Origin of the sequence: Larkinella punicea (assembly GCF_003334855.1) — a bacterium.
Taxonomy (GTDB): Bacteria; Bacteroidota; Bacteroidia; order Cytophagales; family Spirosomataceae; genus Larkinella; species Larkinella punicea.
In genome coordinates this window covers 140,826-164,504 of the sequence record NZ_QOWE01000002.1, presented here as the reverse complement: position 1 = coordinate 164,504, position 23,679 = coordinate 140,826, and the positions used below count along the sequence as shown (strand labels likewise).

Genomic DNA, 23,679 nt, shown 5'->3' with positions numbered 1-23,679 from the left:
CCTTTAGGACTGTTTAAAGTACGCCTAAATCAATACGTTACCAAAACCGCCCCCCGGTATTCCGGCAGCAAAGGCTGATTGGTTTTGATCAGATAATGGTAACTCCCGGCCTGAACCTTCTGGCTGCGGTAGGTGCCGTCCCACGGTTTGTCGTAGCCTTTCGACTGAAAAACGACCTCGCCCCAGCGGTTGTAAATCGTGATTTCGCAATCGGGAAACTGATCGGTATTGCGGATTTCAAACGCGTCGTTGATGCCGTCGTTGTTGGGCGAAAAAACGTCGGCAATGAACATCCGCTTCAGCACATCGACCAGCACACTTTTCTCCGTCCGGCAATCACCGGGAGAAGAAACCGTTAGTTTGTAGGTGGTTGGAGCCTCCGGACTGGCCTCGGGATTCAGGCTGGTGGGGTCCGACAGACTTTCGGGCGGCTCCCACAGAAAACCATTGGTTTGTCCTTTGACGGTGGGTTTTAGCGTAACCGTACTGCCCATTAACACACTCACCCGTTCCGGTAGGTTCACATCGGCGGGCGGTTCAACCCGGATTTGCCGGCTGATCGTAACCGGACAGGCGGAAGTCCCGGCGTAGGTGTACGTGATGGTATGCAAACCGGCTCCGGCTTTGCCGGGATCGAATTGACTGCCCGTTACCCCCGGCCCCGAAAACGTCCCACCCGCCGGACTGGCTGCCAGCAGCAGCGGTTCGGAGCGGGTAGCACACACGGGAGCCAGGCTGTCGAACTGCATGGCCGGACGCGGAATAACCGCCAGCGTCAAGGGTGCCGAAAGGGCCTGACAACCGTTGCCGTCCGTGATCCGAACCTGGTAAGTGCCTCCCTGCCCGACCAGCCGGGTGGCGGCATCACTCGTGTTGAGCGAGGCTGTATTGAAGTACCATTCGTATTGATACTGGCTCCCCACAGTGGCATCCAGACGGACTTCATTGTCCTGGCAAATCGCCGAAGCCGAACTGGTCAGCGTCGCTTTTGGGTTCGGATTAACGACGATCGAGAGACTGTCGCGGTTGGTGCATTCCATCGAAGATGTGGCCCGGACGCCGTACAAACCGGTTTTGGTCACGGTGAGCGAGGTGCCGGTGGCTCCCGGCAAAACCGCGCCATCTGCGGTCCATTGGTAGGTCACCGCGTTCTCCTGCGGAACCGACAACACCAGCGATGCACCTTCGCAGAGGGGCGGTTTTTTATCCGGTGTAATTTGGGCTGCGGGCGGAGGCAACACCCTCGCCCGGGTGATTTTTGACGTGGTGTCGTTGCCGCAGGTGGTGGCGAAACTCTTCACGACTGCATAATCACCGGCTTCCGTAACGGTCAGTGTCGGGGCGGTGGCCCCCGGAATGTTGGAGCCGTTGCGTTGCCACTGATACGACCAGAGCGGGTTCGTCTCGGTCGAAAGCAGGGCGGTGGCCCCTTCGCAAAAAGGTAAATCAAGCGTTTCGACGTTTCGGTAACTGATGATGGGCGGGGGTGGCGTGTTGTTGCCGCAATCGACCACCGGCATCTGGAACTCGCGCCGGATGGCACCAATCCGAACGCCATTGCGGTATTCTTCGCACAAAACCGCAAAAATGAACAGCCCCGTTTGGCTCGCGGTTACGCTCAACTGGCCCGTTTGCGGGTCAATTTTCAAGGCCGGGTTTCCGGGAATGGAACTGGCGGCACTGTAGCCCGGCGACCAGTTTACTTCCGGATAGGTCGTGTGCGAACGCCCGTCGCCAACGGTATTTTGGGGGGTATTGTCGGTGTAACCGGCCAGTGGCGTAACCAGCGAATAGCGGAGTTGATCGCCGTCGGCGTCGGTGGCGCTGAAATCCAGTTTGAACGGTTTGTTAACGCAGATGTATTCGCCGTTGGGAAAATTGAACGCCGGGCTGGAGTCGAGGAAGGCGGAACCGCTGCGTACGATGGCCGGAAACTCCATGTAAAACACCATGCCTTCGCCCCCGGGATTCTGGATGTTGCTGATGTCGGCACTGCGGCAACAGCGATCCCAGACGACGTAATAACCGCCGGGATCGTTGTAGGTGGCCGGATTCAGGTAAACGTCCGTGCTGTAGTTCATGCCCAGGACACTCAGGTTGCGCAGATCGGCGCAGGCCTGGTTGTCGTAACGAACCCGCTGGGAGCCAGTTTGCCGGACGGTTGCGGTATTGACGCGGACGTGATCGCTTTTTCGAAAAATGTAGAGGATAATCTCGCGTTCGTAGGTGTCGGGCGTGGAGTTGGCCTGATCCAGATACAGGGTGAGCGTCAGCGTGTAGTAATTGGTACGGGTCGTGGCCCGCAGACTCATATCGCCCCCATAAATGTGTTTCCCGAAGCCAGCCGGCAGCAGAGCGAGGTTCAGGAATAGACTATAAACGGCAACCCAAAGCCAGCGAAATGCCGGAACACCTGGCGTGAACCGACCCAACAACACAATCATAATAGCGTTTCGTAGAAGGTTGAAGCATAAAAAACTTGCTGACGGAATAGGGTGTGTATTCTTATGAATCGAAAATATACGAAGTTTCGAGCCTATATGTTACCGAAATTGACGGAACGGTATACTGTATAAGACCAAAAAACCCCGCAAAGCGTTGCGGGGCGAAGAAAATAGGAGAGAGTCTGGTGGATTAATTTACAACATTTCGCGGTTTTCCGGCGAAAAAAGCCCGAATGTTTTCGGCGGTTTCGTGTAAAAGCCGCTGGCGTGATTCCAGCGTGGCCCAGGCCAGGTGGGGCGTAACGATGCAATTTCGGGCCGAAAACAGGGGGTTGCCCGCCGACGGAGGTTCTACCGTCACGACGTCGAGTCCGGCCCCCGCCAGCCGATCCTGGTTGAGCGCTTCGGCCAGATCGGGTTCGTTGATGAGCGCACCCCGGCTGGTGTTGATCAGAAATGCCGTTGGCTTCATCCGGCTCAGCAGCTCGCGGTTGACGAAGGCCCGGTTTTCGTCGGTGACCGGGCAGTGCAGCGACACCACATCACTTTCGGCAAAAAGCGTCGCCTGATCGACGTAGCGAATACCGGATGGCGGTTGTTCATCGGTGTGACGGCGGTTGACGAGAATAGTCATGCCAAAAGCCAGGCCAATGGAAGCTACGCTTTTTCCGATGTCACCAAAACCGACGATGCCCAGCGTTTTGCCCGCCAGTTCGACCAGGGGCGTTTTCCAGTAGCAGAAATCCGGGTTCCGGGTCCAGTCGCCCGCCCGCACACTGTCGGCGTGTAAGCCCACCCGGTTGGTGAGTTCGAGCAGCAGCGCGATGGTCAACTGGGCCACCGACGGCGAGCCGTAGCCTTTCACGTTCGTCACCACAATGTCGCATTCGCGGGCGGCTTTCACGTCGATGATGTCGTAACCGGTGGCCGTCACGCCGATGTATCGCAGTTTCGGAAGCTGTTCCAGCGTCTCGCGGTTCATTTTTACTTTATTGACCAGCACCATATCGGCGTCTTTTAGCCGCTCGATCAGTTGGTCGGGGGGCGTGCGGTCATACAGCGTAACGTTGCCGAGGGATTTGAGGGGCGTCCAGTCGAGGTCGCCGGGGTTCAGGGTGTAGGCGTCAGCGTAAACGAGGTTCATGAGCGAGGAGTAAATGACACTGAAAGATACGGGGAAATAGGCTTCATAGAATGATAAATATCAAATGATGAATATTGAATGTAAAAGTTCCGGATCGGAAAAGACTTTTACATTTACCATTTATCATTTGATATTTATCATTCTTTATTTTATCCCTAAACAGACCCAATAACAAACGCCAGCGCCCGGCGTTCGGCCCACGAGAATTCATCCCCACGGACGGCAAAACCCACGTGTCCGCCGGTTTTTGGCGTTTCTAGGTAGAGGCATGGGTGTTTCTCGGCCAGCCACGCGGGCGAACATTCGGGCGACAGCAGCGGGTCGTTCTGGGCGTTGACGAGCAGCGTCGGAACGGCAATTCCGGCCATGTAGTTGACGGCCGAAGCCTGCGCGTAGAAATCGTCGGCGTCGCAGTAGCCGTTCACCGGAGCCGAAAAATGGTGGTCGAAATCGCGCCAGAGCCGGACTTTTTCCAGGTTGGTCATGTCGAGTTTTCCCGGGAAGAGGTCGGCTTTCTGCTGCATTTTGATGATCAGTTTCTTCATAAACCGATTGCGGTAAAACCGGTTTCGGGGCAGGTCGAGCTGTTTGGCACTGGCTTCCAGATCCGTCGGCGACGAAACCGCCACGACTTTCTGGATGACATCAGGCAACAGCTTGCCGTGAACCCCCGCGTATTTAAGCACGATGTTTCCGCCCATGCTGTAGCCCACGAGCGCTACTTCCCGGTACGGTTTGGTCCGCAACACGTGGTCGATCACTTCGGCGATGTCGCCAATTTCGCCGTGGTTATAGAGCCGGAACGCCCGGTTCATCTCACCACTGCACGAGCGGCAATTCCAGGCCAGCACATCCCAGCCCTGCCGGACAAAAAGTTTGGCCGTTGCTTTGATGTAATGCCGGTTGGAATCGCCCTCCAGACCGTGGGTCATGATGACCAATTTATCACGTCGTCGGTCGATCCAGTCGAGGTCCACGAAGTCGCCGTCGGCCAGGGTGAGCCGTTCCCGTTCATACACCACACCATCTATTTTGCGGAGAATGCTGGGAATAATGGTCTCAAAATGACCGTTGATCAAATACCGGGGCGCTCCGGGGTAAGAAGAATGTCGGAGAACCGGCATACCGTAACCTTTTAGTCGTTAATGCTGTTAATTTTAACGAAATTTAGTCCGGTTGGTTCCCCTTATGGAAATTGCAAAGTATTTATCGGTTTTAGTAGCCAGCATGTTGAAGTTTGTTGGCGGTCCCGTAACCGGCGTCGCGGTGGGTCTGACGTGGCCGGAAACCTGGCTGTTTACGGTGGTCGGGATGATGGCCAGCGTGGTGCTGGTGACGTATGCCGGAACGGCCCTGCAACTCCTGATGGCCCGGTTTCGGCGTTCGGCTCCCAAGCGGTTCAGTTCCCGGACGCGGCTGGCCGTCAAGGTTTGGAAACGCGCCGGGATGATGGGCATTGCCTTCCTGACGCCCCTGCTGCTGACGCCCATCGGCGGAACGATCCTGGCGGTTTCGTTTAAAGTAAGCCGTTCGCTAATTTTTAGTTATATGCTGATCAGTGCCTTATTCTGGGGCATTGTCTTTACGCTGGCGATCTACGAATTGCCGGAGTTATTCAGCCGCTTTGGCGGGAATGGGGTTTTGCGGAAGTGAGGGAAAGTGGTGGATGCTTGTTGCTATAGAGATGTTTTTGAAGAATATGAGTAGTGGTTATTCGGGAAATCAATCCTCAGTAATCCTTTAATAAATGGACGATTACCCATTATTCCGGTGGTTGGTATCAGAAATACATCATCCTCCCGGTTGGTAATCGGTAAATTTTTACAAGGAAGTAAATAACCGTTTTGCGTGAGATTTAAATGCTTCACCCGGTTACCTAATCGTATTGAAATACCTTTGTTGATTCCCCTAATAACGATAAGTTTTTTACCAATTGGCAACGGCTTCAGTTTCGTTATCGCATTTTTATTTAATTCGAATCCATCTGATCCCGAATCATAAAACACGTCCAGTCGTTGGTCGTTTGCCACTTGGATAGCCATCATTGGCATACATAAACCAAATAAGTTTTTCGTTAGTGAACTGTCAATAACGGATTGATCTATTGTGAGTTGGGTTTGCGGAAAGTTAACGGTATAAGAAATCTGCCGGAGTACATCCAATCCGATTGCGCCGTCTATATGTCTGAATGGAAATGAGGAATAGCAGTAAACAGGCCAGTTTTCGAGCAGAATATTACCCAATTCAAGGTGTTTAATTGAAGAAATAGCTAGCTGAGTTGAACCAGTTGCTGTGCTGACAGGGCTATTACTTTCGTGGATTACCAGTCCCAGTTCGGCAGCTAGCTGTCGGCTAATAGCAGTTCTCGAAAAACCGGTATCTAGCACAAAATTCTTGTGTCGACCTTGAATCAATACGTCCACTACTATCAGGCTTTTGCGTCTGATTGTAAACGGAATGGTAAAACTAGCGGCTTTAATAGTGAGCAGGGGTGATGGTAAAGAGTTGAAAAATAGGGCGTCACCATAGAAGTTGATCTTACTGTTCGTTTTTTGAGAAAGGTCAAGTAAGTTTTGAAATTGATTCTGGAAGAAGTAGAGAAGCGCTAGTTGAGATTGAGCCGGTTTTGCTAGTGGATTGATGGTGTCAGTGGCGATGGGATAGAGCAGGGTTGCACTTTGGGCAAACTGATTTACCAATCCCAATTCCAGGGCTTTGAAAAAATTACGCGCTGGCTTATCCACATTTGTAGTATCAAACCAAAACGGTTGGTTGGATTTGTTGTACCAGTAGGTGGTTGTTTGGGCTTGTAAATTTGAAATAGTCAAAATTAGGGCGAACTGAAGGCAGGTCTTAAAACGAACTGGAGGCATGAACTGATTAGTTATAAGTTTGTGCAAACATGTATTCTGTTTGGCTTTGAACCAGAATTTTAAAGTATCGTCAATATCATACCAGAATTGTATGGCTCACGAATATAGTACTAAATATTTGTGTACCGGAAAAGCCTTTTCCCTGGCATTACTGATTTGCACGCAGTGGTTTTCGACCAGGTTAATTACACGCACTTGCTCAATTCAAAGTAAATTCTGAATGTGAACCATGTTGAATTTCTGCCGGAGCTATTTAGCCGGTTTGGCGGGAATGGGGTTTTGAGGAAGTGAAGGGAATTTGTAGGAATAACAGGTTAGAGGTACTCCAGCAGGAATCAACTCTTTGGCGTTTGTGCTTTTGCCGATGCCGGGCGGCCCTGCAACCAAATAAATCGTCATCGAACGACCAGAATCTGGCCATTCTTGTACTCCGCGACCGTATGTCCATCCGGACGCTTATAGACTAAAGGCTGGTTAATGGAAAAAAGATAATCCCGTGCATTTTGAGCGCACTGCTTTTGCCACTGAATTCGTTCCTTAGGGTTCATCTTGCGCGGATCTTTGACCATTTTTCCGGTCTGGTATTGCACGTCGTTTGTCATGGCTGCATTCTTTTTACACAAAAATAACTAACTACCGCTTTTTACAAGTATACTACACACGATGGTATCTCAGGAGTGAGGCTCCGCTCTCACAAAAACACGGAATAATACCCTTTCTTGCCCTGCACAACCGCACTGAAAATCAACCGCTCATTGCCAACCCAACGCGGTGCGTACTCCTCCGATGGGTTCAGACCCGGCAGCATCTTGATTTGTCGAACCTGGCCCGTTGTCAGGTCCCGAACCCAGAGGCTGTACGCATTTGCGAGCCGGTCGGTCCGTGAACTCAGGAACGCCAGCATTTTGCCGTTGGGCGAAAACGATGGATGGGTGTCGATCCAGCCGGGTTGCGTTTCAAAATAACTTAGTTCGCCACGTCCATCGGGCGAATACAGCGAAACCGTCGCCCGCCACTGGTCGTTGTCGTTGCGGGCGCGGGATACGGCGATAAACTGGCCATCGGGCGACCAGTCCAGGAAGCTTTGACGGATGTAGTTCGATTCGCGAACGGGCAGGACGGGAGTGAGGGGCGTGGCAGAACCACCCGACGTCGCTATTTTCCACAAGCGGGATTCTTCGTTGGAAACCGTCGTGTACGCCAGCCATTGCCCATCGGGCGACCAGGCTACCGATCCAATCCGGGTCACATCAGCAACGGGCAGCGTTCGGGCCGTTGCCGTTGTCATATCATAAAGAATGATTCCATTCTCTGTTTTGGAAGGGTAAGCCAACTGGTTGCCATCCGGCGAAAACGAGGCCCCCGCACCCTGGCGGTTTACGAGTTTTTTCGTAATTGGCTGCTCATTTTGCAGGGTAGCCACATACAGCGGAGTGGCATACGTACCGGGGGTTTCCTGAATCAATCCGGTGTACGTTGCTTTCGCGCCATCCGGTGTTACATCCCCCCCGGAGACGTCTTCTAAAAAGCCAAATCCGGGGTAATAAGCCGATTGCGAAAGAAAGGCCGTACTGGCCATAATCAGATTAGAGTTCGCGGGGGGCGCCCCTTCGTTTTTCGAGACAATGCGGGCCACCACTTGCTCCCCCATCTCCGAAGCAGGAATCCGGATTGATTTTTCGTCAGCGTCGAGGGTTCGGTACGTCTGAAACGCTCCCAACTCACTTTTGGCAATCTGAACTTCATATTCCTGGGCTTCTACGTCGGCAAGATCGGGGCAGGGCGACGTGACGCAAACCACCCGATTGGGTTCCCAACTCAGGTCATAGGAAGCCCCGGACACCACAACCTGCAACGTGACGGGTCGTACGCGTTTGGTCGGATCGACCGCTTTCTCTTTGCAGGAAAGGAAGATCGTCAGCAGAATCAGCAAAGGCTGTGAAAGAAAGCGTTTCATCGTAAAACCGGATTCCTGGTTGGTTCGATTGAAGACCCGGATTGCATCACAAAGGTTGTAAAATGCCATGAAACGTAAAAGACCCGCGACCGGCTGAATCGGTCAACCGGTCAATCGGGTTTGGTACTCAAACCGGAAAGGAATCGACAAAAGGAAAAGCCGGTTTTTCTGATTTCTGAAAACCGCTCTTACCAGGCTTATTCACTACCAAGTCAATCTTTCTTCGCGAATTCCTGGTTGTCGCGGGTATTTTTCTGGACGGCAATGGCTCCGAATAAACCGAGCATGAAGGCAAACGCGTAGAACCCTTTTTCACTCGGCAACAGCGTCGCGTTCCACAGGCCAATGGTCAGCAGCGTAATGGCGAGGAGCGTTGAAAACCAGCAGAGTCCGTAATAAATATCCGTCACCGGATAGCCTTCCAGCCGGTCCCGGACGCTTTTCTGCAACGATACGACGGAAAAAAGGCCCATCATCAGGACGGTAAAGTAGAATCCTTTTTCGTTCAAGAGCATTTCGGAGCGCCAAAGTCCGATTAAATACCCAATCATGCCGGTGCCGAGTGCAACCCATGATGCGCCGACAAAAGCGGCCGATGTTTTCTGATTCATTGTGTTGTTTTCTGTTTGTAGTGTGTAAAGTGGTTGTTGCCTGTCGCGCTCGTAAACCGGGTTCGCTGGCAGCAGCGGTTACAAAAATAGCTTCGGGATGACATCGTCGTTAGCGCCAGTTTCTAACGGGTTACTTTGAGGCTATAGATGGTGGTTTTCAGGCTTCCGTTGGTAGCTGGAACCAATGAAACAAAGTGAGGAAGACTTGTTTTTGGTCGCCTAGCGACCTGATGTTTGTAGGAAATAGGCTATCTCATTCTTGTCGCGTAGCGATCGAACAAATGGTTGTACTAAGTCAACCCAACCCATTCAGAATCCCCGTTTGCGCCAGCAAAACCAGACCGGTTCGCTCGGCCGCCAGGCCCGGTTCAATCTGGTGGCGGCACACTAGTTTTCCGTCGATGATCTCCGTTCTGAAGCAGTTTAATTGCACGGTGTCGGTCGTTCGATACGTCGCACTGATTTCCGGGAGGTGCGATGAGACCAGGAACAGACTGCCGCGCTGCCGGATGAACGCATCGATCACCTGCCGCGAACACGCCAGCGCATCTTCCGGGTTCGTTCCCCGAAACAGCTCATCGGCGATGAGGAAAACCGTCTGGTGATCGGCTATCGCATCGGCCACGGATTTGATGCCCATCAGCTCACTGTAAAAATGACTATGCCCCAGTTCCAGGTTATCGCTGAGGTGAATGCTGGTGAATAAACCGTCGAAAAAACTGATTCGCAGCGATTGGGCCGGCACCGCCAAACCAAGATGAGCCAGATAAACGACAATGCCGCACGCTTTCAGAAAGGTGGTTTTTCCGCTCATATTTCCCCCGGTCACCAAAGACAGGCAGGAGGGCGCCGACAGGCTAAAGTCGTTGGTGATGGCGATATCTGCATCAAGCAGGGGATGTGCCAGCCCGGTAACCTGAAAGATCGCTCGTTCAGCATCGATAAACTGAGGGTAAACCCAGCCTGTGGTTTGTGTAAACTGAGCGAGGGTACAATAGGCATCCAGTTGATACAAGGCGTCGAACACAACCCGAACAGCGTCGTTCTTGTGGTGCCTGAGGATAAAGTCGGCTTGCAGAACTGCGACCGGATGATCCGAATTACGAAGGGCCATTTGGATGGCCGGATCGTCAAAAAAAGTATTCAGCGTATCTAAAATTGTGTGGAGAGGAGCCGGGAGCTGCTTTGCCGTGCTGAGCCACCCGGTTTTTTCTTCAATCGCCCGCAAAACAAGCTGAATCGCAGCCGTTCCGCCCCGCAGCCGGTTGAAATCGTGCGGATGAAACCGGGAAAACCACCAGGCTCGCTGTTGCCGTTTCAGCCAGCCCGTCGCCGAACTCCAGGCCAGGTTGCTGATGAGGTGGTTTTCGGCGGCCAGTACATACGCGTGGGCGAGGTTGACGGTAAGCGGCTTCAGATGCCGGGCCACAAACTGGAAAAGCGCCTGTCGCTCCCTGATCTCGGGTAGCGTAGCACAGGGCGAAGTCAGCAGGAGTGTGAGCGCATCCCGGCCCCCATACGTCCGCGTTTTACCAAAAAGGCCCAGAATGCTTCTGTCACCCGGTTGTTGGGGCAGCAATTGCAGTTCGTGTAACGTATGGGCAGACGGTTTTTTCATGGTTGGCTGATGTGGCAGCAAACCTAACGAAACCATTCGGCAGTCATTTGTTAAAAAATCACAAAACGGGATTCGTTAAAAGCGATGACACCAGTCAGCGACCAGCCTGTTCAACATCACTCGGTTTTCCGCTACAAGATCGTATCTTTCCACCCATTCGTTTTCTTCGCCTTTCCAGCCGAAAACATGCCGACTACTTTCCAACCCTTGCAGGGACTCACAGACGACGCCATTGCCCAATCACGCGCTGAACAGGGGCGAAATGTCCTTACGACTGACAGCCGTTCGGGCTTGTTCGCAACGGTCCGGGAAGTTGCTGCCGAACCCATGTTTATCCTGCTGGTCGTAGCCTGTACCCTCTATTTCGGGATTGGCCGGCTGGAGGAAGGCATCACGCTGATCGTGGCTCTTTTTCTGGTGGCCGGTATTTCGGTCTATCAATCCGTTCGCAGCGACCAGGCGTTGGGGGCTTTGCGGGATCTAACCCAGCCCAAAGCGCAGGTTCGGCGCAATGGAACACTGACCACGATTCCGGTGGAAGACATCGTCGTGGGCGATGCGGTTTTGGTCGAAGAGGGCGAAAGCATCCCTGCCGACGGTCAAATTCACGAAACCAACGATTTTTCGGTGGACGAATCCATCCTGACCGGCGAATCGGTTTCCGTTGCCAAAACGCCCGGCGACCCGGTTTTTGCCGGCACCAACACCGCGTCCGGCAGTGCGTGGCTGACCGTTACGGCGGTTGGCGGAAAAACCGAACTCGGACGGATCGGGCGGAGCATCGGCACCATTCTGACCGAAACAACGCCCCTGCAACGACAGATCAACCGGTTTGTCATCCGCATGGCCTGGATTGGCGGAGGAGCATTCGCGCTGGTGTGGGCCATCAATTTTGCCCGCTCCGGCGACTGGATTACGGCTTTGTTGTTCAGCCTGACGCTGGCCATGTCGATTTTGCCCGAAGAAATTCCGGTAGCATTCAGCAGTTTCATGGCGCTGGGAGCGGCTCGGCTGAGTCGCATGGGCGTTTTGACCAAACAACCGCAGACGGTCGAGAGCCTGGGTTCGGCTACCGTGATTTGCACCGATAAAACCGGCACCATTACGCAGGACGGCATGAGCGTCCGGCAATTGTACGATGGCGCAACGGATGCGCTGGTTTCGCTACCCGGCCCGTTGTCTGATTCGGCCAAACAAGTGCTGGAATACGCTCGCTGGGCGAGTGAAACCGAGCCTTTCGACGCGATGGAAAAAGCCATCGTTGCGGCTTTTTCCGAATCCGATCCGGTTAAAACGGTGAGTCAGTACCCGATGGTGCAGGAATATCCGCTGGCGGGTATGCCCCCCATGATGACCCACGTCCGGAAGGCACCGAATGGCGAGGTGATGGTGGCGGGGAAGGGCGCCGTCGAACACATTCTGGCGGTTTGCCGACCCAACCCGACGGCGGCTGATCGAATTCGTCAGCTAACCAAACAGTTGTCGGAAGGCGGTTTTCGGGTTCTGGGTGTGGCCAAAGGCACCTACGAACCACCCCATTTCCCGGCGGAGCAGGATGATTTTTCGTGGACTTTTCTGGGGCTTATTGCCCTTGAAAACCCGCCGAAACCGAATGCCGCTGCGGTCATCCGGGCGTTTACCGAAGCCGGTATTGAGGTGAAGATGATCACCGGCGATTTTCCCGAAACCGCCCAGGCCATTGCCCGGCAGGTGGGTTTACCCGCAGCCGATTCGTTTGTGACGGGCCAGCAGGTGATGGAAATGGACGATGTGACACTCAGGCAGCAGGCAACTCAGACGGCGGTTTTTGCCCGCATGTTTCCCGAGGCCAAACTGCGGGTGGTGGAAGCCCTCAAGCAAAACGGCGAGGTGGTGGCCATGACCGGCGATGGGGTTAACGACGGCCCGGCGCTGAAAGCCGCTCACATTGGTGTGGCGATGGGAAAACGCGGAACCGAAGTGGCGCGTCAGGCGGCCTCGCTCGTGCTGGTCAACGACGACCTGAGCAGCATGGTCGACGCCATTGCGCAGGGTCGCCGGATTTACCAGAACCTCAAAAAAGCCATTGCCTACATTGTTTCCATTCACATCCCGATTATCCTGACCGTGGCGGTGCCGCTGCTGGCGAACTGGAAGTGGGAAAATCTGTTTACGCCCATTCACGTCATTTTTCTGGAACTGGTGATGGGGCCGACCTGTTCCATTGCGTTCGAGAACGAACCCGCCGAAGCGGGGCAGATGCGCCAGCCGCCCCGACCGCTCACCGACACCTTTCTGGCCGGGCCGGAACTGGGGCGGAGCATCACGCAGGGACTGGGGATTACGCTGGCCGTTCTGGGTGTCTATTACGTCGCCATGCAGGCCGGGGGAAGCCTGGAGTTGGTTCGGACGTTGGTTTTTTCGACCCTGGTGCTGAGCAATATCCTGTTGACGCTGGTAAACCGGTCGTTTACCCAGTCGGTGTTTCAGACCATTCAGTTGCCAAACCGCCTGTTGTGGCTCATGCTGGGACTGACGTTTGCGCTCTTGCTCGTGACCTTGTTGGTTCCACCGGCTCAGGCGTTGTTCGGTTTTGTTCCCATTCCGGCATCATCGTTTGGCTGGTGTGTGCTGGCCGCGCTGGTTGGCGTGGGCTGGGTCGAGATTTACAAAGCAAATCATCGGCTCCACTGATCCTGCTCATGGCAGAACGGCCTTCCTGCGATTAGCTTTGGCAGGGTTTGTGAAACTTACTGATCGGTGAGGGAAAACCGCAAAGGCAAGGTATGAAAACAACAACAGCACGCAATATTCTTCTGATTTTGATGGGCTTTCTGGGGCTGGGAGCCCTGGGAGGAGGGCTGACCTTCATGCTTTCGCCCGATGGCGCGCTGATGGGAATGCCGGTGTCGGTGTTAGATCACTCGCCTTTTCGCAGTTTTCTGGTGCCGGGAATTATTTTATTCGTCGTTTTGGGGCTGATTCCGGTTGGGTTGGTGTATGCTTTGCTAAAAAAGCCGGCTTTCAATGGAGTCGAGGTGCTTAATTTTTACCCGGATATGCACTGGTCGTGGACGTACAGCCTCTACGTCGCCTTTGCCCTCATTATCTGGATTCAGGTCCAGATGGTATTTCTTCAGGCTGTTCACTGGCTGCACACTTTTTATATGTTCTACGCGGTGGCGATTCTTTTTGTTGCCCTATTACCAGCCGTTCGGAATCGGTATCAGCGAAAAAGTGCCGCTGACGCAGTAAAAACCGCCCGAATCAACGGGTAACGGCAGTTACCGGAAGATTATTCCGGCTCTATATCATGCAAGCTGGTATTCGTAATAGGTAGTGACCGCCCGAAACCCGAACTTCTGATAAATCCGAAAACCGTCTTCCGAAGCCTGCAAGAGTGCGGTTTTATACCCGGCCTGTTTCGCGTAATTCAAAGCCTGACGCATCAGTGCGGTTCCAATTCCTTTTCCGCGAAATGCCCCAAGCGTGGCTAAACTGTAGATGCCAATGGTTTGAGGATCAGACGGAAATAATTCGAGGACGGAAACCGGCTGGCCTTCCCAATCATACACCAGAAATACATTTTGTGGAGAATTCAGCAAAGCCGGGGCGACTCGCTGGTAGTAGATTTCCACCTGTTGATCCAGCGGGGTCCAGTTCCGGGCGATTATGCTGGCAAACTCAGCCAGGTCGTCCCGAGTTTTGACGACCCTGATTGCAGTGTGATCCGAATTTTCGATTGGGCGGTACGCATCCAGTGCCAGGATCATGCCCGGATCAGAACCCACGCAAACCGCCCCCAGTTCCTGCAAATGCCTCCGTGTCGTTTCGGTGGCTGCGGCTTCGCTGAGCCAAAAACAGAAGGGCAACCCGGACTCTTTCGTGTACGCAACCACGGTTTTCAGGGTGTCAAAACCGGGCTGACTGGTGTCCTGAATGTGGACAATATTGAAGGTGTCGGACGGTAACTGAGCATCGACAATTGTTATACCGTCGTTGGTCCGAACGACCATGCCAGCGGTTTGGGCAGCCAGTGCCTGGATGTGCCGGTTGAAATTGTCGTCCAGAAGCTGTTCCGGCGTATCCATAACGAATCAGTGAAACTGAGCGCGAACTACCGGCTGACCGGTGCCACGGGCTTGGCGGTTTTTTTCCGGTAATCGCCCCGCGACAGGTATTTTTCGATCAGGCAATACAGCAGAATGAAAAAATACCGGCTTCCCATTTCCTTGATTTTTAGCTTCGACTCGCCGTATTTCCGGTTCGTCCAGCTATTCGGTACCACGGCGTAGTTATAGCCCCGCACCATCGCTTTCAGCGGCAGTTCAACGGTCAGGTTGAAGTGGGGAGACAGAAACGGTTTGAGTCCTTCCATCGTCTCTCGCTTGTAGAGTTTGAAGGCGTTGGTGGTGTCGTTGTAACGAATGCCCATCATCATCCGAACGATGAAGTTGGCCGTCCGGTTGATGACTTTTTTCAGTTCCGGATAGTCGATCACTTTGCCGCCTTTGCTCCACCGGCTGCCAAAAACACAGTCGTAATCGCCTTCCAGCATTTTGTTGTAGAACTTCACCAGATCCTCCGGGTCGTCGGACATGTCGGCCATGAAAACCGCCACACAGTCGCCCGTAAACCGTTCCAGACCGTAGCGGACGGCGTAGCCAAAACCGTTCGGCCCCGGATTCGTGTAATAGACCAGGGTCGGAATTTCGTGCGTTAGTTGTTCCAGCACCTGCGCCGTCTGGTCCTTGGAATTGTCGTTGGTGACGCAGATTTCGTGCGGAATACCGTATTTGGCCAGCGTTTGGTACAACGATCGCAGCGTTTCAGGAATGGATTCCTGTTCGTTATAAGCTGGAATAACTACACTTAATTTCATAATCGATCCATTAAACGGTAAGGCATTAACCGGATGGCACTGTACACTTTCATGAGCGGTGCCGGCACAATGTAATTCTGAATGATATCCTTGGCAATCGACGATTTGGGCTTTCCCATGTACAGGTACTTCAAGGCAATACCCGCCCGGCGGAAGTAACTTTCGCTGTACTGGTTTGCTTCCAGCATCAATTTATAATACCGGGCAATGTTTTTGCGCAGTACTTTGTCATACTTGTAATCCAGTTCGCGGTTGATGTTGGAATACATCAGAATCCGGTTGTTCAGAAACTTCCGGTCCTTCTCATTGTCGGCATAACTGGCACCGCCGAGATTTTTCCGGTATACCGACATCACCTCGTCGATGTACCCGATTAGACCGGCTTTGGCCAGCAGCACATTCCGCGGAATGTCGCCACTCTGGGACTGGTAATACCAGGCCGGATACGCCGGAATGGCATTTTTTCGAAACATGATGCTGGAGGTGGCCATGAAAAAAATCTCATCTTCACCAATCAGGTCATCCATCGTCACCACCGGTTTTTTGTCTTCAACCAGCAAAACGGAATCGTACTTTTCGTCCTCAAACACCACCCGGGCGTTGGTGAAGCAGCACGAATAGTCGGGGTGCTGGTCGAGCATGTCGGCCTGCTTTTGCAATTTATGGGGGCTTATCCAGTAGTCATCGCCGTCCATTTGCGCAATGTATTCCCCCCGGGCCGCTTCAAATGTGCTCAGGGCATTGTGCATCCCATTGTTGCCCATGTTGGTCGGGTGCAGCAGCAACCGGATTTTATCGGGATAGCGAGTCTGGTATTCGGCCAGAATTTCGCGGGTGTTATCTTTCGATAGATCGTCCCCCACAATCACTTCAAAATCGAAGTTCGTCTGCTGACTCAAAACGCTGTCTAACGTCTGACGAACAAATTTGGCGTGATTGTAGGTAACGATACAGACGCTTACCTTCATCTTAATTGAAGATTTCATTCATCTGATTCACCGCCGGAAAATCGGGCGTAATCAGTTCGGCCTGGGGCTTGTAAATATACGCTAATGGATAGCCCCGGTCGATGAATGTACTTTCCAATAAGTTGTTGTAACGAAGTTGAACCGACCAGCGAACCGATTCCGTCGAGTTGATTCCGGAACGGTGAACCAGAAAGGCGGAGAAAAACAGCACGTCGCCTACTTCAAACTCCAGTTGTTGCCAGTCGTCGGTCAACAGTTCGTCGGGAATGGTGCCAATGTAATCCACTGATGTTGAGTCGTATAAGCCTGTTCGGTGGCTTTGTGGTAAAATCTGAAGCGCGCCCAGATCGGCTCCGGCCGGCACCAGCGGAAACCAAACCACCACGCTGTCGAGCGATCCCTGGCCGGTGCGCCAGTCCTGGTGCGCTCCCAACCGCCAGTAATCATCGCGTTTGGCGAGGTGGCGGCTGTTGAACATCATGGCCGGCCGAACGCCAATCACGGGATATTCCAGTCCGAGTTCTTTCAGGGTGTCCGTAATGCGGGCATCCGTACCCAGCCGGTGCAGCGAAACCATGTGCTGAACCTGTTTGCCGGTGTTGGCAAAGGCCGTGAAATCGGCGGCAAAAAACCGGTACATGGCTTGTTCAAAAGACGGAAGGTCATCGATGTCCACCGATTCGCCAAGGGTTCGTTTAATCTGATAGGCAAAAATCTGACGGCCTTCCCGGTGGATAGCCGTAATCAAGTCCTTATCCAGAAAATTTTTCAGCAGAACGTACCCTTCCTGCTTGTATGAATCGCGGAGTGATGCCATGACGGTATGAATGAGTTAAAATAGTACTAAACTAATGTAAACGATGTGGACGAATCTTGACAAAGGTACCTTACCTCACTGGTAATGTCAACTTAATCAGCGGCATTTTAGTAAACGAACCCTTCGTTTAGAATGGCCTGCCGGTCAGTCGTTATGGAATAATTCCTTACTTCTCCTCTGCCTGAACGGCGTAGCCAAAGCCCGAAGCGCCAAAACCGTTGCCGTTGTAGAGCATCGTCCACTGGCCGTGGTGCTGGAAAAGGTGGCAATAATCCATCATGGACGAATCCCAGTCGTCCGTCGAACGCTCGATGCCGGCCTGGTCGTCTTTCCGATCCCAGGTAATCCCATCTTTCGACTCAGCATACCCGATGCGGTAACTCTTTTCCACGCTGGTACGGAAGTCGGTGGCACTCCGGTAGGAATAATACATTTTGTACAAATCCCCGTCTTTAATCACCGCCGGGCGACCAATGGCGTCCGTAAATTCATTGTACCCGATGCAGGTAATCCCGGTGCGTTCCCACGTAATCCCGTCTTTCGACTCGGCGTATTTCACGTTGTAAAACGGTTCCGGGTGGCCGTTGATGATTTCGATTTTGGTACACGACAGGTACCACATCCGCCAGCGTTCCGTTCCGTCGGCGTCGGTTTCGACCATCACACACGGTTGCGCAATCCAGACCTGATCGTAAATCGAACGGTCGAGCAACGGCCCGTCGTAGGCCCGTTCAAACGTAAGGCCACCGTCGCGGCTGATGGCCAGACCAATGCCGAGCCGGTACCAGGCGGTTTCACTTTTATTCCAGCCCGTATAATACAGCCAGATTTCGTCACCTCGTTTGATAAACCACGAAGGCATCGCGCCGGTTTCGTCAAACATGCCCACAGCACCTTTGCTCAGGCACGGTTTGTCGTGAACATACAACACTTTTGACAGATCATTGGCGTCCAGTTCGACAAACGAGGTGGACGAGGAGCGGTTTTCGTCGCGGGTGGCAAAATATACCCGTAGCCGTTCGTCGCTGATCGGGTAAGCAAAGGGAACCTGCGCGTGGGTGCGGCTAAACGGAAGCTGTCCGTCGGTTTTGTAAATCAGTCCTTTTTTAATCCACATGGGTGTTGGTAGTTGAGATCGGTTGTTGGTAACGATCGGCGCGGACGTAAATGCGTGTTTTGTCCAGATCACCGGCCAGACGGTAATGTGCGGCCACGAAATCCCGTAAGGCCGGGAACGATTCATGACCCTGCGTCGCCCGGTCGTTTAGCCAGAGCGATTGCCCGACGGCATCGACAAAAACCGGCGGCATGGAACGGCGCAGATCCGCGACGTAACGTTTGCGGTAGATGTCGCGCATCGGATGGTCGAAAACGCAGCGGATGGTGTGGTTTTCGTTGACGCCCTGCGGCATTTGCGCTTCGACATAATACTTGCACATCCAGCCCCAAACCGCTAGTTTTTCGCCGGGTTGGGCATACTCCAGAATCTTCCGGGTGACCACCGACTGGGGCATTTTCCGACTGTTCTGCACGCAGGCATTAAATGGCGTGCGGTTTATAGCCCAGCTTACGTAGCGAACACCGTACGGAATCAGGGCTGCGGCCAGCACGACGGCGGCAATTCGGGGAGCGACCCACGGGCGGTTGCGAACGTAATTCCGTATTTCGCTTAGAAACCAGCCGTTCAGCAGGCCGATCGGAGCGATTAGGAACAATAAATAATGCGTGTATTCCGATCCGGTTCGGGTGATGGCAATAAAGGTAAAACCGATCAGCAGGAGCAAAAAAGCCCAGATTTTCCAGGTATTGATCAGCCGGAACTGGTTTCGAATCAGAAAAGCCAAAAACGTGATGCCCAAAAGCAGGGAAAGCCAGACGAACCAGTTGAATTCTTCAATTTTTCGAAAAAAAGCCGGCAACCGGAGCAAATGTGCCCAGGCTTGTCCATCGCCACCGCCGTAATTGAAGTTGGCGACGATGTAAAAGGTAATCATGTCATCAAAAACGCCCGTTAGGGAGGTTAGCACCACAACCAGCAGCGGAAAACTCATTCCTCCCAGCACCAGCCCGACGAGTCGGGCGGTTTTTTGCCGAACCGTCAGATTCTGGCGCGTCAGCACGTCGATGGCGACGAAAAGACCCACGCAGAACATCATCGGAACCGCCTGGAGTTTTCCGAACGGAACCATGCCAGCCACCAGCCCGACCAGAAAAATCCGGCTTTGGGACGGAACAGACTGCTGTTGCAGACCCGCGTACCAGTAATACAACAGGCCCAGCAGAACGATGGGCAGGTGTTCGCTGCTGTAATGGACCAGATCGGCGTTCTGGGTCATGGCCAGCAGAATGAGGGAAGGCAGCAAAGCCCAGCGGGCCACGTCTTCGCCAAACCAGCGTTCCAGCGTCCGGAACAGCAGCCAGAGGGTGGCCAGAATCAGCAGCAGGCCGGTGATGCGGGCGGCAATGTAGTCGAAGGTGAAGCCCAGCCAGCCGGGAATCAGCAGCAAATAACTGTCCAGTGGCCCACCGGTGGTGCCGTCGACTGAGCGCCAGAAAACCGGGTCGACACTCAGCGTTAGTCCCTGGGCAATGATCTGACTTTCGTCGGGATTCAGTTCCTGATTAAAAACCACCACCGGCAACCGCATGAACACCACGGAAACCAGCACCAGCACCAAAAACAAAGTCCGGCTTTGCCAGATCGTATTCGGACGTAGCCAGGCCGGACCAACTGCCAGAGCACCGGTCAGCCAGAGCAAACCGTAGCCAATTCCCAGAAATACGATGGGGTTTGAGTCAAAACTGAGCATACCTTCCGAACTAAAAAGGTCAGCCGCCCGCAGGTGGCTGACCTTTGCCTTGCTTTCAGAATACGTTAGATCTGAACCTGCAAACGCTTCACCATGCTGTCGTGCATTTGCACCAGCGTTTGACGCAGATCATATTCCCAGTTCCAGTCGGGGTAATGGCTCTTGAATTTAGACAAATCGGATACATACCAGATGTGATCACCGATGCGGTTGGTTTCCGAGTAGCTGAAATTCATCTTGTTTCCGGAGATTTCTTCGCACAATACCCGCGCTTCCAGCATCGAGCAGTTGGCGTGACGGCCACCACCGGCGTTGTAGACTTCGCCCGGGCGGGGGTTCTGGTAAAAGTGCCAAAACATGTTCACCAGGTCGTGGCTGTGAATGTTGTCGCGAACCTGCTTGCCTTTGTACCCAAAAATGGTGTAATGATTACCGGTAATGGCGCACTTCATCAGATACGACAGGAAACCGTGCAACTGCGCCCCCGAGTGGTTCGGGCCGGTCAGACAGCCACCCCGGAAGACGGCGGTTTTCATGCCGAAATACCGGCCATATTCCTGCACCAGAATGTCGGCCGCCACTTTCGACGCGCCGAACAGCGAGTGTTTGGTGTGATCGATGGACATGTGCTCATCGATACCATTGGCAAAATACGGGTGGTTTTCGTCGATTTCCCAGCGGGTTTCGGTTTCCACCAGCGGCAGGTAATTCGGATTGTCGCCGTATACTTTATTGGTAGACGTGAAGATGAAAACCGCATCGGGGCAATGCAGGCGGTTCATTTCCAGCATGTTCAGCGTGCCGTTGGCGTTTACACTGAAATCGGTGAAGGGCTCGCGGGCGGCCCAGTCGTGGCTGGGTTGGGCAGCCGCGTGAACGATCAGTTTAATATCCGTGCCGTATTCCTGAAAGATGGGCTCAAGTTCCTCGACTTTGCGGATGTCGGCTTTATAATGGCGGTAGTTGGTATACGAATCTTTCAGACGGTCGCGGTTCCAATCGGTTGAACCGTCCGTACCGAAGAAATACTGTCGGAGGTTGTTATCGACGCCAATTACCAAATCGAATTTTTCTGAGAAAAAGGCAACTGATTCACTACCGATGAGCCCGGCAGAACCTGTAACTAATGCAATATTCATATCGCTTCTTGACTAAATAAGGTTGGATACATTAAAAAAATACTATTCTTCACTCGAAATCGGGTGTAAAGTAAATCAAAAAAAGTATAATAGTCTATACCGCAGGATAAAACCGGAAATCGAACAAAAGGCGATGCAATGACTTCATGAAGCCTTTACATCGCCTGTATCGTCTTGTCTATTTCTTTTTGCTATGGAAGCGTCACTCGCTTACTTGCCGAACAGTTTCTGACGAATCTTGTTCGTGCGGTCGGCCAATTCGGGCCGTGAAGCATATTTATACGTCGTTTGAACGGCGGCCGAATCCAGTCCGGGGCCGTATACGTATTTATCGCCATCCCGGAAATCCTTCTGACGAATGGTATTATATTTCTGGTAATCGCAGGAAGTCAGCGAACCAACCACCAGCAGGAATACTCCTATATTCAAAAGACCTTTCATACAAACGGTTTCAAAATTCAGTACAAAACTATAGACTACCGGCCAATTCGCCAATAATACTTCAAATTTTTATCATTCCGGTCGTTACCCCGTTCCCCTGAAGGGGACTTTTAGATCCGGGTTAAGCTGAGTCCAAGTCCCCTTCAGGGGATTTAGGGGCAAAAACTCAGTTTTTCAACCGCTCAATTTCGTCCCACACAAACTGGATCAACCGCCCGATGTGCGCTTCCGAGAAGTCGAACGGCACGTCGGCGGCCCGGTAAATGTCGCGGATGGGCGCCGTGTAGCCCAGTTTCAGTGCGTTCATGTAGCCCTGTAAGCCCTTTTGCGGATCCTGCCGGAAATTCATCCAGACGCCGATGGCCCCCAGTTGCGCAATCCCGTATTCAATGTAATAAAATGGGACTTCATACAAGTGCAACTGCTTTTGCCAGCTATACGCTTCGTACTTCTCCAGCCCATCCCAGCTCGTGATCGTATCCGAAAACTCCTCGAAAATGCGTACCCAGGCGGTTTTGCGCCCGTCAACGGTCGCAGCCGGGTCGACCGCCGTTTCGTACACCCAATGCTGAAACTTGTCGATGGTAGCCACCCACGGCAGTGTTTCGATGATGGACTCCAGGTGCTGGATTTTGGCCCGTTTCAGGTCTTCGGGATTTTCAAAAAATACGTCCCAGGAATCCATCGTCAGCAATTCCATCGACATCGACGCCAGTTCGGCCACTTCCATCGGCGGATTGCGGAACGGTTTCAGCGGCAGATCGCGGGTCAGAAACGAATGCACGGCATGACCGCCTTCGTGTACCATCGTCACCAGATCGCGGAGGCTTGAGGTCGCATTCATAAAAATGAACGGCACGCCGATTTCTTCCAGCGGGTAATTGTAGCCGCCAGGTGCCTTGCCTTTCCGCGATTCCAGATCCAGGTGGCCCATGGCCTTCATAATCCGCAGGCAGTCACTGAAGTAAGAACCGCCCACAGCGGCATCGAGCCGGTTGAAACAGGTGATGGTTTTGTTCAATAGCTCATTACCGGTTTCAAACGGTTTCAAAGCCGGTAAACCGTCGGGGTCGACTTTGGCGTCCCACGGGCGCAGGACATCGAAAGAAACATCCGCTTTGGCCAGCTTCTCTTTCCGTTCCAGTGCGAGCTGATCGAGCAGCGGCACCACAGCCTTTGAAACCGACGCGTGAAAATCGAAGCAATCCTGCGGGGTGTAATCGAAACGGCCCATCGCGGCAAACATATAGTCGCGAAAATTGGCAAAACCGGCGTTGACGGCTACCTGATGGCGTAAATCGCGCAGACGCGTGTACAGTTCGTCCAGTTGGTCTTTGTCCCGATACCGCCGTTCCTGAATTTTCAGCCAGACTTGCTCGCGCAAAGCCCGGTCGGGCGATTGCAACAAGGTGCCGGCTTGCGGCAGTGTGATTTCCTCCGAAACACCGTCGGCGTTGTTCACCTGAATGGTCATGGCTCCGACCAGGGCCCCGTATTTGCGCTGCTCGGTCTGAATTTCGGTTTGCAGCGGAATATTTTCGTCGCGGAAAATTTCAATGGCCTTTTTCATGCCGCGCAGGGCAATATCGAACCCCTTTTCCCGCAATTCGGTCAGATACGGACTTTCGACGGTGCGTTTATCCAGCGTGTTTTCGTAGGCGGATAACTGCGGCTGAATTTCGGTAATGAAAAAGTTGAACTGGTTGATCAAATCAGCGTCGGACGTGTCGCAGGTCATCCGGATATACCGCCAGGCAAAATTTTCGGATAGATACGATTCCAGTTCACTGCGGTCGGCCAGCCATTGGCGCAGTTCGTCGGCGTTGTTGAGGGGGCGCTCCACCAGGTTGTCATACAGCGGTTTCACCTCGTCCCACGTTTTCAGAACAAATTCTTCGCCAATAAACGGCCGGGCCGGGCGCGTTGGCAGGGTTAGTGTTGGTTCCATATTCATATAATTACTGACTGGTTTCCCAAAGGAAAGCAGCAACTCTGC

20 protein-coding genes are annotated in these 23,679 nt (G+C 53.1%); 3 read left to right on the top strand and 17 right to left on the bottom strand.

What is annotated here, in order from left to right:
- Positions 1-29: 29 nt before the first annotated feature.
- From DUE52_RS02555 to DUE52_RS02545, 3 genes are all read right to left on the bottom strand, one after another.
- Positions 30-2,444, bottom strand: coding sequence for a T9SS type B sorting domain-containing protein (locus tag DUE52_RS02555; protein WP_114404380.1), 2,415 nt, complete (start codon positions 2,442-2,444; stop codon positions 30-32).
- 190 nt (positions 2,445-2,634) lie between these two features.
- Entirely contained in the window at positions 2,635-3,588 is a 954-nt protein-coding gene (locus DUE52_RS02550) for a D-2-hydroxyacid dehydrogenase (protein WP_114404379.1), read from the bottom strand.
- Between the two features lie 155 nt (positions 3,589-3,743).
- On the bottom strand, positions 3,744-4,712 hold the full coding sequence (locus DUE52_RS02545) for a YheT family hydrolase (protein ID WP_114404378.1): 969 nt from the start codon (positions 4,710-4,712) through the stop codon (positions 3,744-3,746).
- A 64-nt stretch (positions 4,713-4,776) separates the two neighbouring features.
- On the opposite strand from DUE52_RS02545, the gene DUE52_RS02540 reads away from it, so the two are divergent.
- A complete protein-coding gene (locus DUE52_RS02540) occupies positions 4,777-5,241 on the top strand; it encodes a hypothetical protein (RefSeq protein WP_114404377.1) in 465 nt (154 codons plus the stop codon).
- Positions 5,242-5,264: 23 nt separating this feature from the next.
- On the opposite strand, the gene DUE52_RS02535 is transcribed toward DUE52_RS02540, so the two are convergent.
- The 5 genes from DUE52_RS02535 to DUE52_RS02515 form a co-directional block, all read right to left on the bottom strand.
- Entirely contained in the window at positions 5,265-6,461 is a 1,197-nt protein-coding gene (locus tag DUE52_RS02535) for a retropepsin-like aspartic protease family protein (protein ID WP_133299743.1), read from the bottom strand.
- Between the two features lie 395 nt (positions 6,462-6,856).
- Positions 6,857-7,063: a hypothetical protein gene (locus DUE52_RS02530; RefSeq protein ID WP_114404375.1), complete on the bottom strand. Its 207-nt coding sequence runs from the start codon at positions 7,061-7,063 to the stop codon at positions 6,857-6,859.
- Between the two features lie 89 nt (positions 7,064-7,152).
- Positions 7,153-8,418, bottom strand: coding sequence for a PD40 domain-containing protein (locus DUE52_RS02525; protein WP_165840846.1), 1,266 nt, complete (start codon positions 8,416-8,418; stop codon positions 7,153-7,155).
- A gap of 212 nt (positions 8,419-8,630) precedes the next feature.
- The gene (yiaA, locus tag DUE52_RS02520) at positions 8,631-9,029 is read right to left on the bottom strand and encodes an inner membrane protein YiaA (RefSeq protein ID WP_114404373.1); all 399 of its coding nucleotides are present in this window, start codon (positions 9,027-9,029) and stop codon (positions 8,631-8,633) included.
- A gap of 295 nt (positions 9,030-9,324) precedes the next feature.
- A complete protein-coding gene (locus tag DUE52_RS02515; protein WP_165840845.1) occupies positions 9,325-10,647 on the bottom strand; it encodes a MutS-related protein in 1,323 nt (440 codons plus the stop codon).
- A 186-nt stretch (positions 10,648-10,833) separates the two neighbouring features.
- Between DUE52_RS02515 and DUE52_RS02510 the strand changes: the two genes are divergently transcribed.
- Positions 10,834-13,320, top strand: a complete 2,487-nt coding sequence (locus DUE52_RS02510) for a cation-translocating P-type ATPase (protein WP_114404371.1) — start codon at positions 10,834-10,836, stop codon at positions 13,318-13,320.
- Between the two features lie 92 nt (positions 13,321-13,412).
- Positions 13,413-13,904 carry a hypothetical protein gene (locus tag DUE52_RS02505; protein ID WP_114404370.1) on the top strand — a complete coding sequence of 164 codons (492 nt, stop codon included), beginning with the start codon at positions 13,413-13,415 and terminating at the stop codon, positions 13,902-13,904.
- Positions 13,905-13,937: 33 nt separating this feature from the next.
- Here the strand turns inward: DUE52_RS02505 and DUE52_RS02500 are convergent, their stop codons facing one another.
- From DUE52_RS02500 to DUE52_RS02460, 9 genes are all read right to left on the bottom strand, one after another.
- The gene (locus DUE52_RS02500) at positions 13,938-14,717 is read right to left on the bottom strand and encodes a GNAT family N-acetyltransferase (RefSeq protein ID WP_114404369.1); all 780 of its coding nucleotides are present in this window, start codon (positions 14,715-14,717) and stop codon (positions 13,938-13,940) included.
- 26 nt (positions 14,718-14,743) lie between these two features.
- Complete coding sequence (locus DUE52_RS02495; protein ID WP_114404368.1) at positions 14,744-15,508, bottom strand: glycosyltransferase family 2 protein; 765 nt, start codon at positions 15,506-15,508, stop codon at positions 14,744-14,746.
- Positions 15,505-16,494 (bottom strand): glycosyltransferase family 2 protein, encoded by a 990-nt coding sequence (locus DUE52_RS02490; protein WP_229312041.1) that lies wholly within the window; start codon positions 16,492-16,494, stop codon positions 15,505-15,507. Before DUE52_RS02490 ends, DUE52_RS02495 begins: the two co-directional genes overlap by 4 nt.
- Positions 16,478-17,293, bottom strand: coding sequence for a phytanoyl-CoA dioxygenase family protein (locus DUE52_RS02485; RefSeq protein ID WP_114404366.1), 816 nt, complete (start codon positions 17,291-17,293; stop codon positions 16,478-16,480). The genes DUE52_RS02490 and DUE52_RS02485 overlap by 17 nt, the downstream gene beginning before the upstream one ends.
- 166 nt (positions 17,294-17,459) lie before the next feature.
- Positions 17,460-18,410 carry a glycoside hydrolase family protein gene (locus DUE52_RS02480; RefSeq protein WP_114404365.1) on the bottom strand — a complete coding sequence of 317 codons (951 nt, stop codon included), beginning with the start codon at positions 18,408-18,410 and terminating at the stop codon, positions 17,460-17,462.
- On the bottom strand, positions 18,400-20,103 hold the full coding sequence (locus tag DUE52_RS02475) for a hypothetical protein (RefSeq protein ID WP_114404364.1): 1,704 nt from the start codon (positions 20,101-20,103) through the stop codon (positions 18,400-18,402). Before DUE52_RS02475 ends, DUE52_RS02480 begins: the two co-directional genes overlap by 11 nt.
- 65 nt (positions 20,104-20,168) lie before the next feature.
- Positions 20,169-21,242 carry an NAD-dependent epimerase/dehydratase family protein gene (locus tag DUE52_RS02470; protein WP_114404363.1) on the bottom strand — a complete coding sequence of 358 codons (1,074 nt, stop codon included), beginning with the start codon at positions 21,240-21,242 and terminating at the stop codon, positions 20,169-20,171.
- Between the two features lie 210 nt (positions 21,243-21,452).
- Positions 21,453-21,683, bottom strand: a complete 231-nt coding sequence (locus DUE52_RS02465; RefSeq protein ID WP_114404362.1) for a hypothetical protein — start codon at positions 21,681-21,683, stop codon at positions 21,453-21,455.
- Between the two features lie 166 nt (positions 21,684-21,849).
- Positions 21,850-23,637, bottom strand: coding sequence for a M3 family oligoendopeptidase (locus DUE52_RS02460; RefSeq protein ID WP_114404361.1), 1,788 nt, complete (start codon positions 23,635-23,637; stop codon positions 21,850-21,852).
- Between the last annotated feature and the right edge of the window lie 42 nt (positions 23,638-23,679).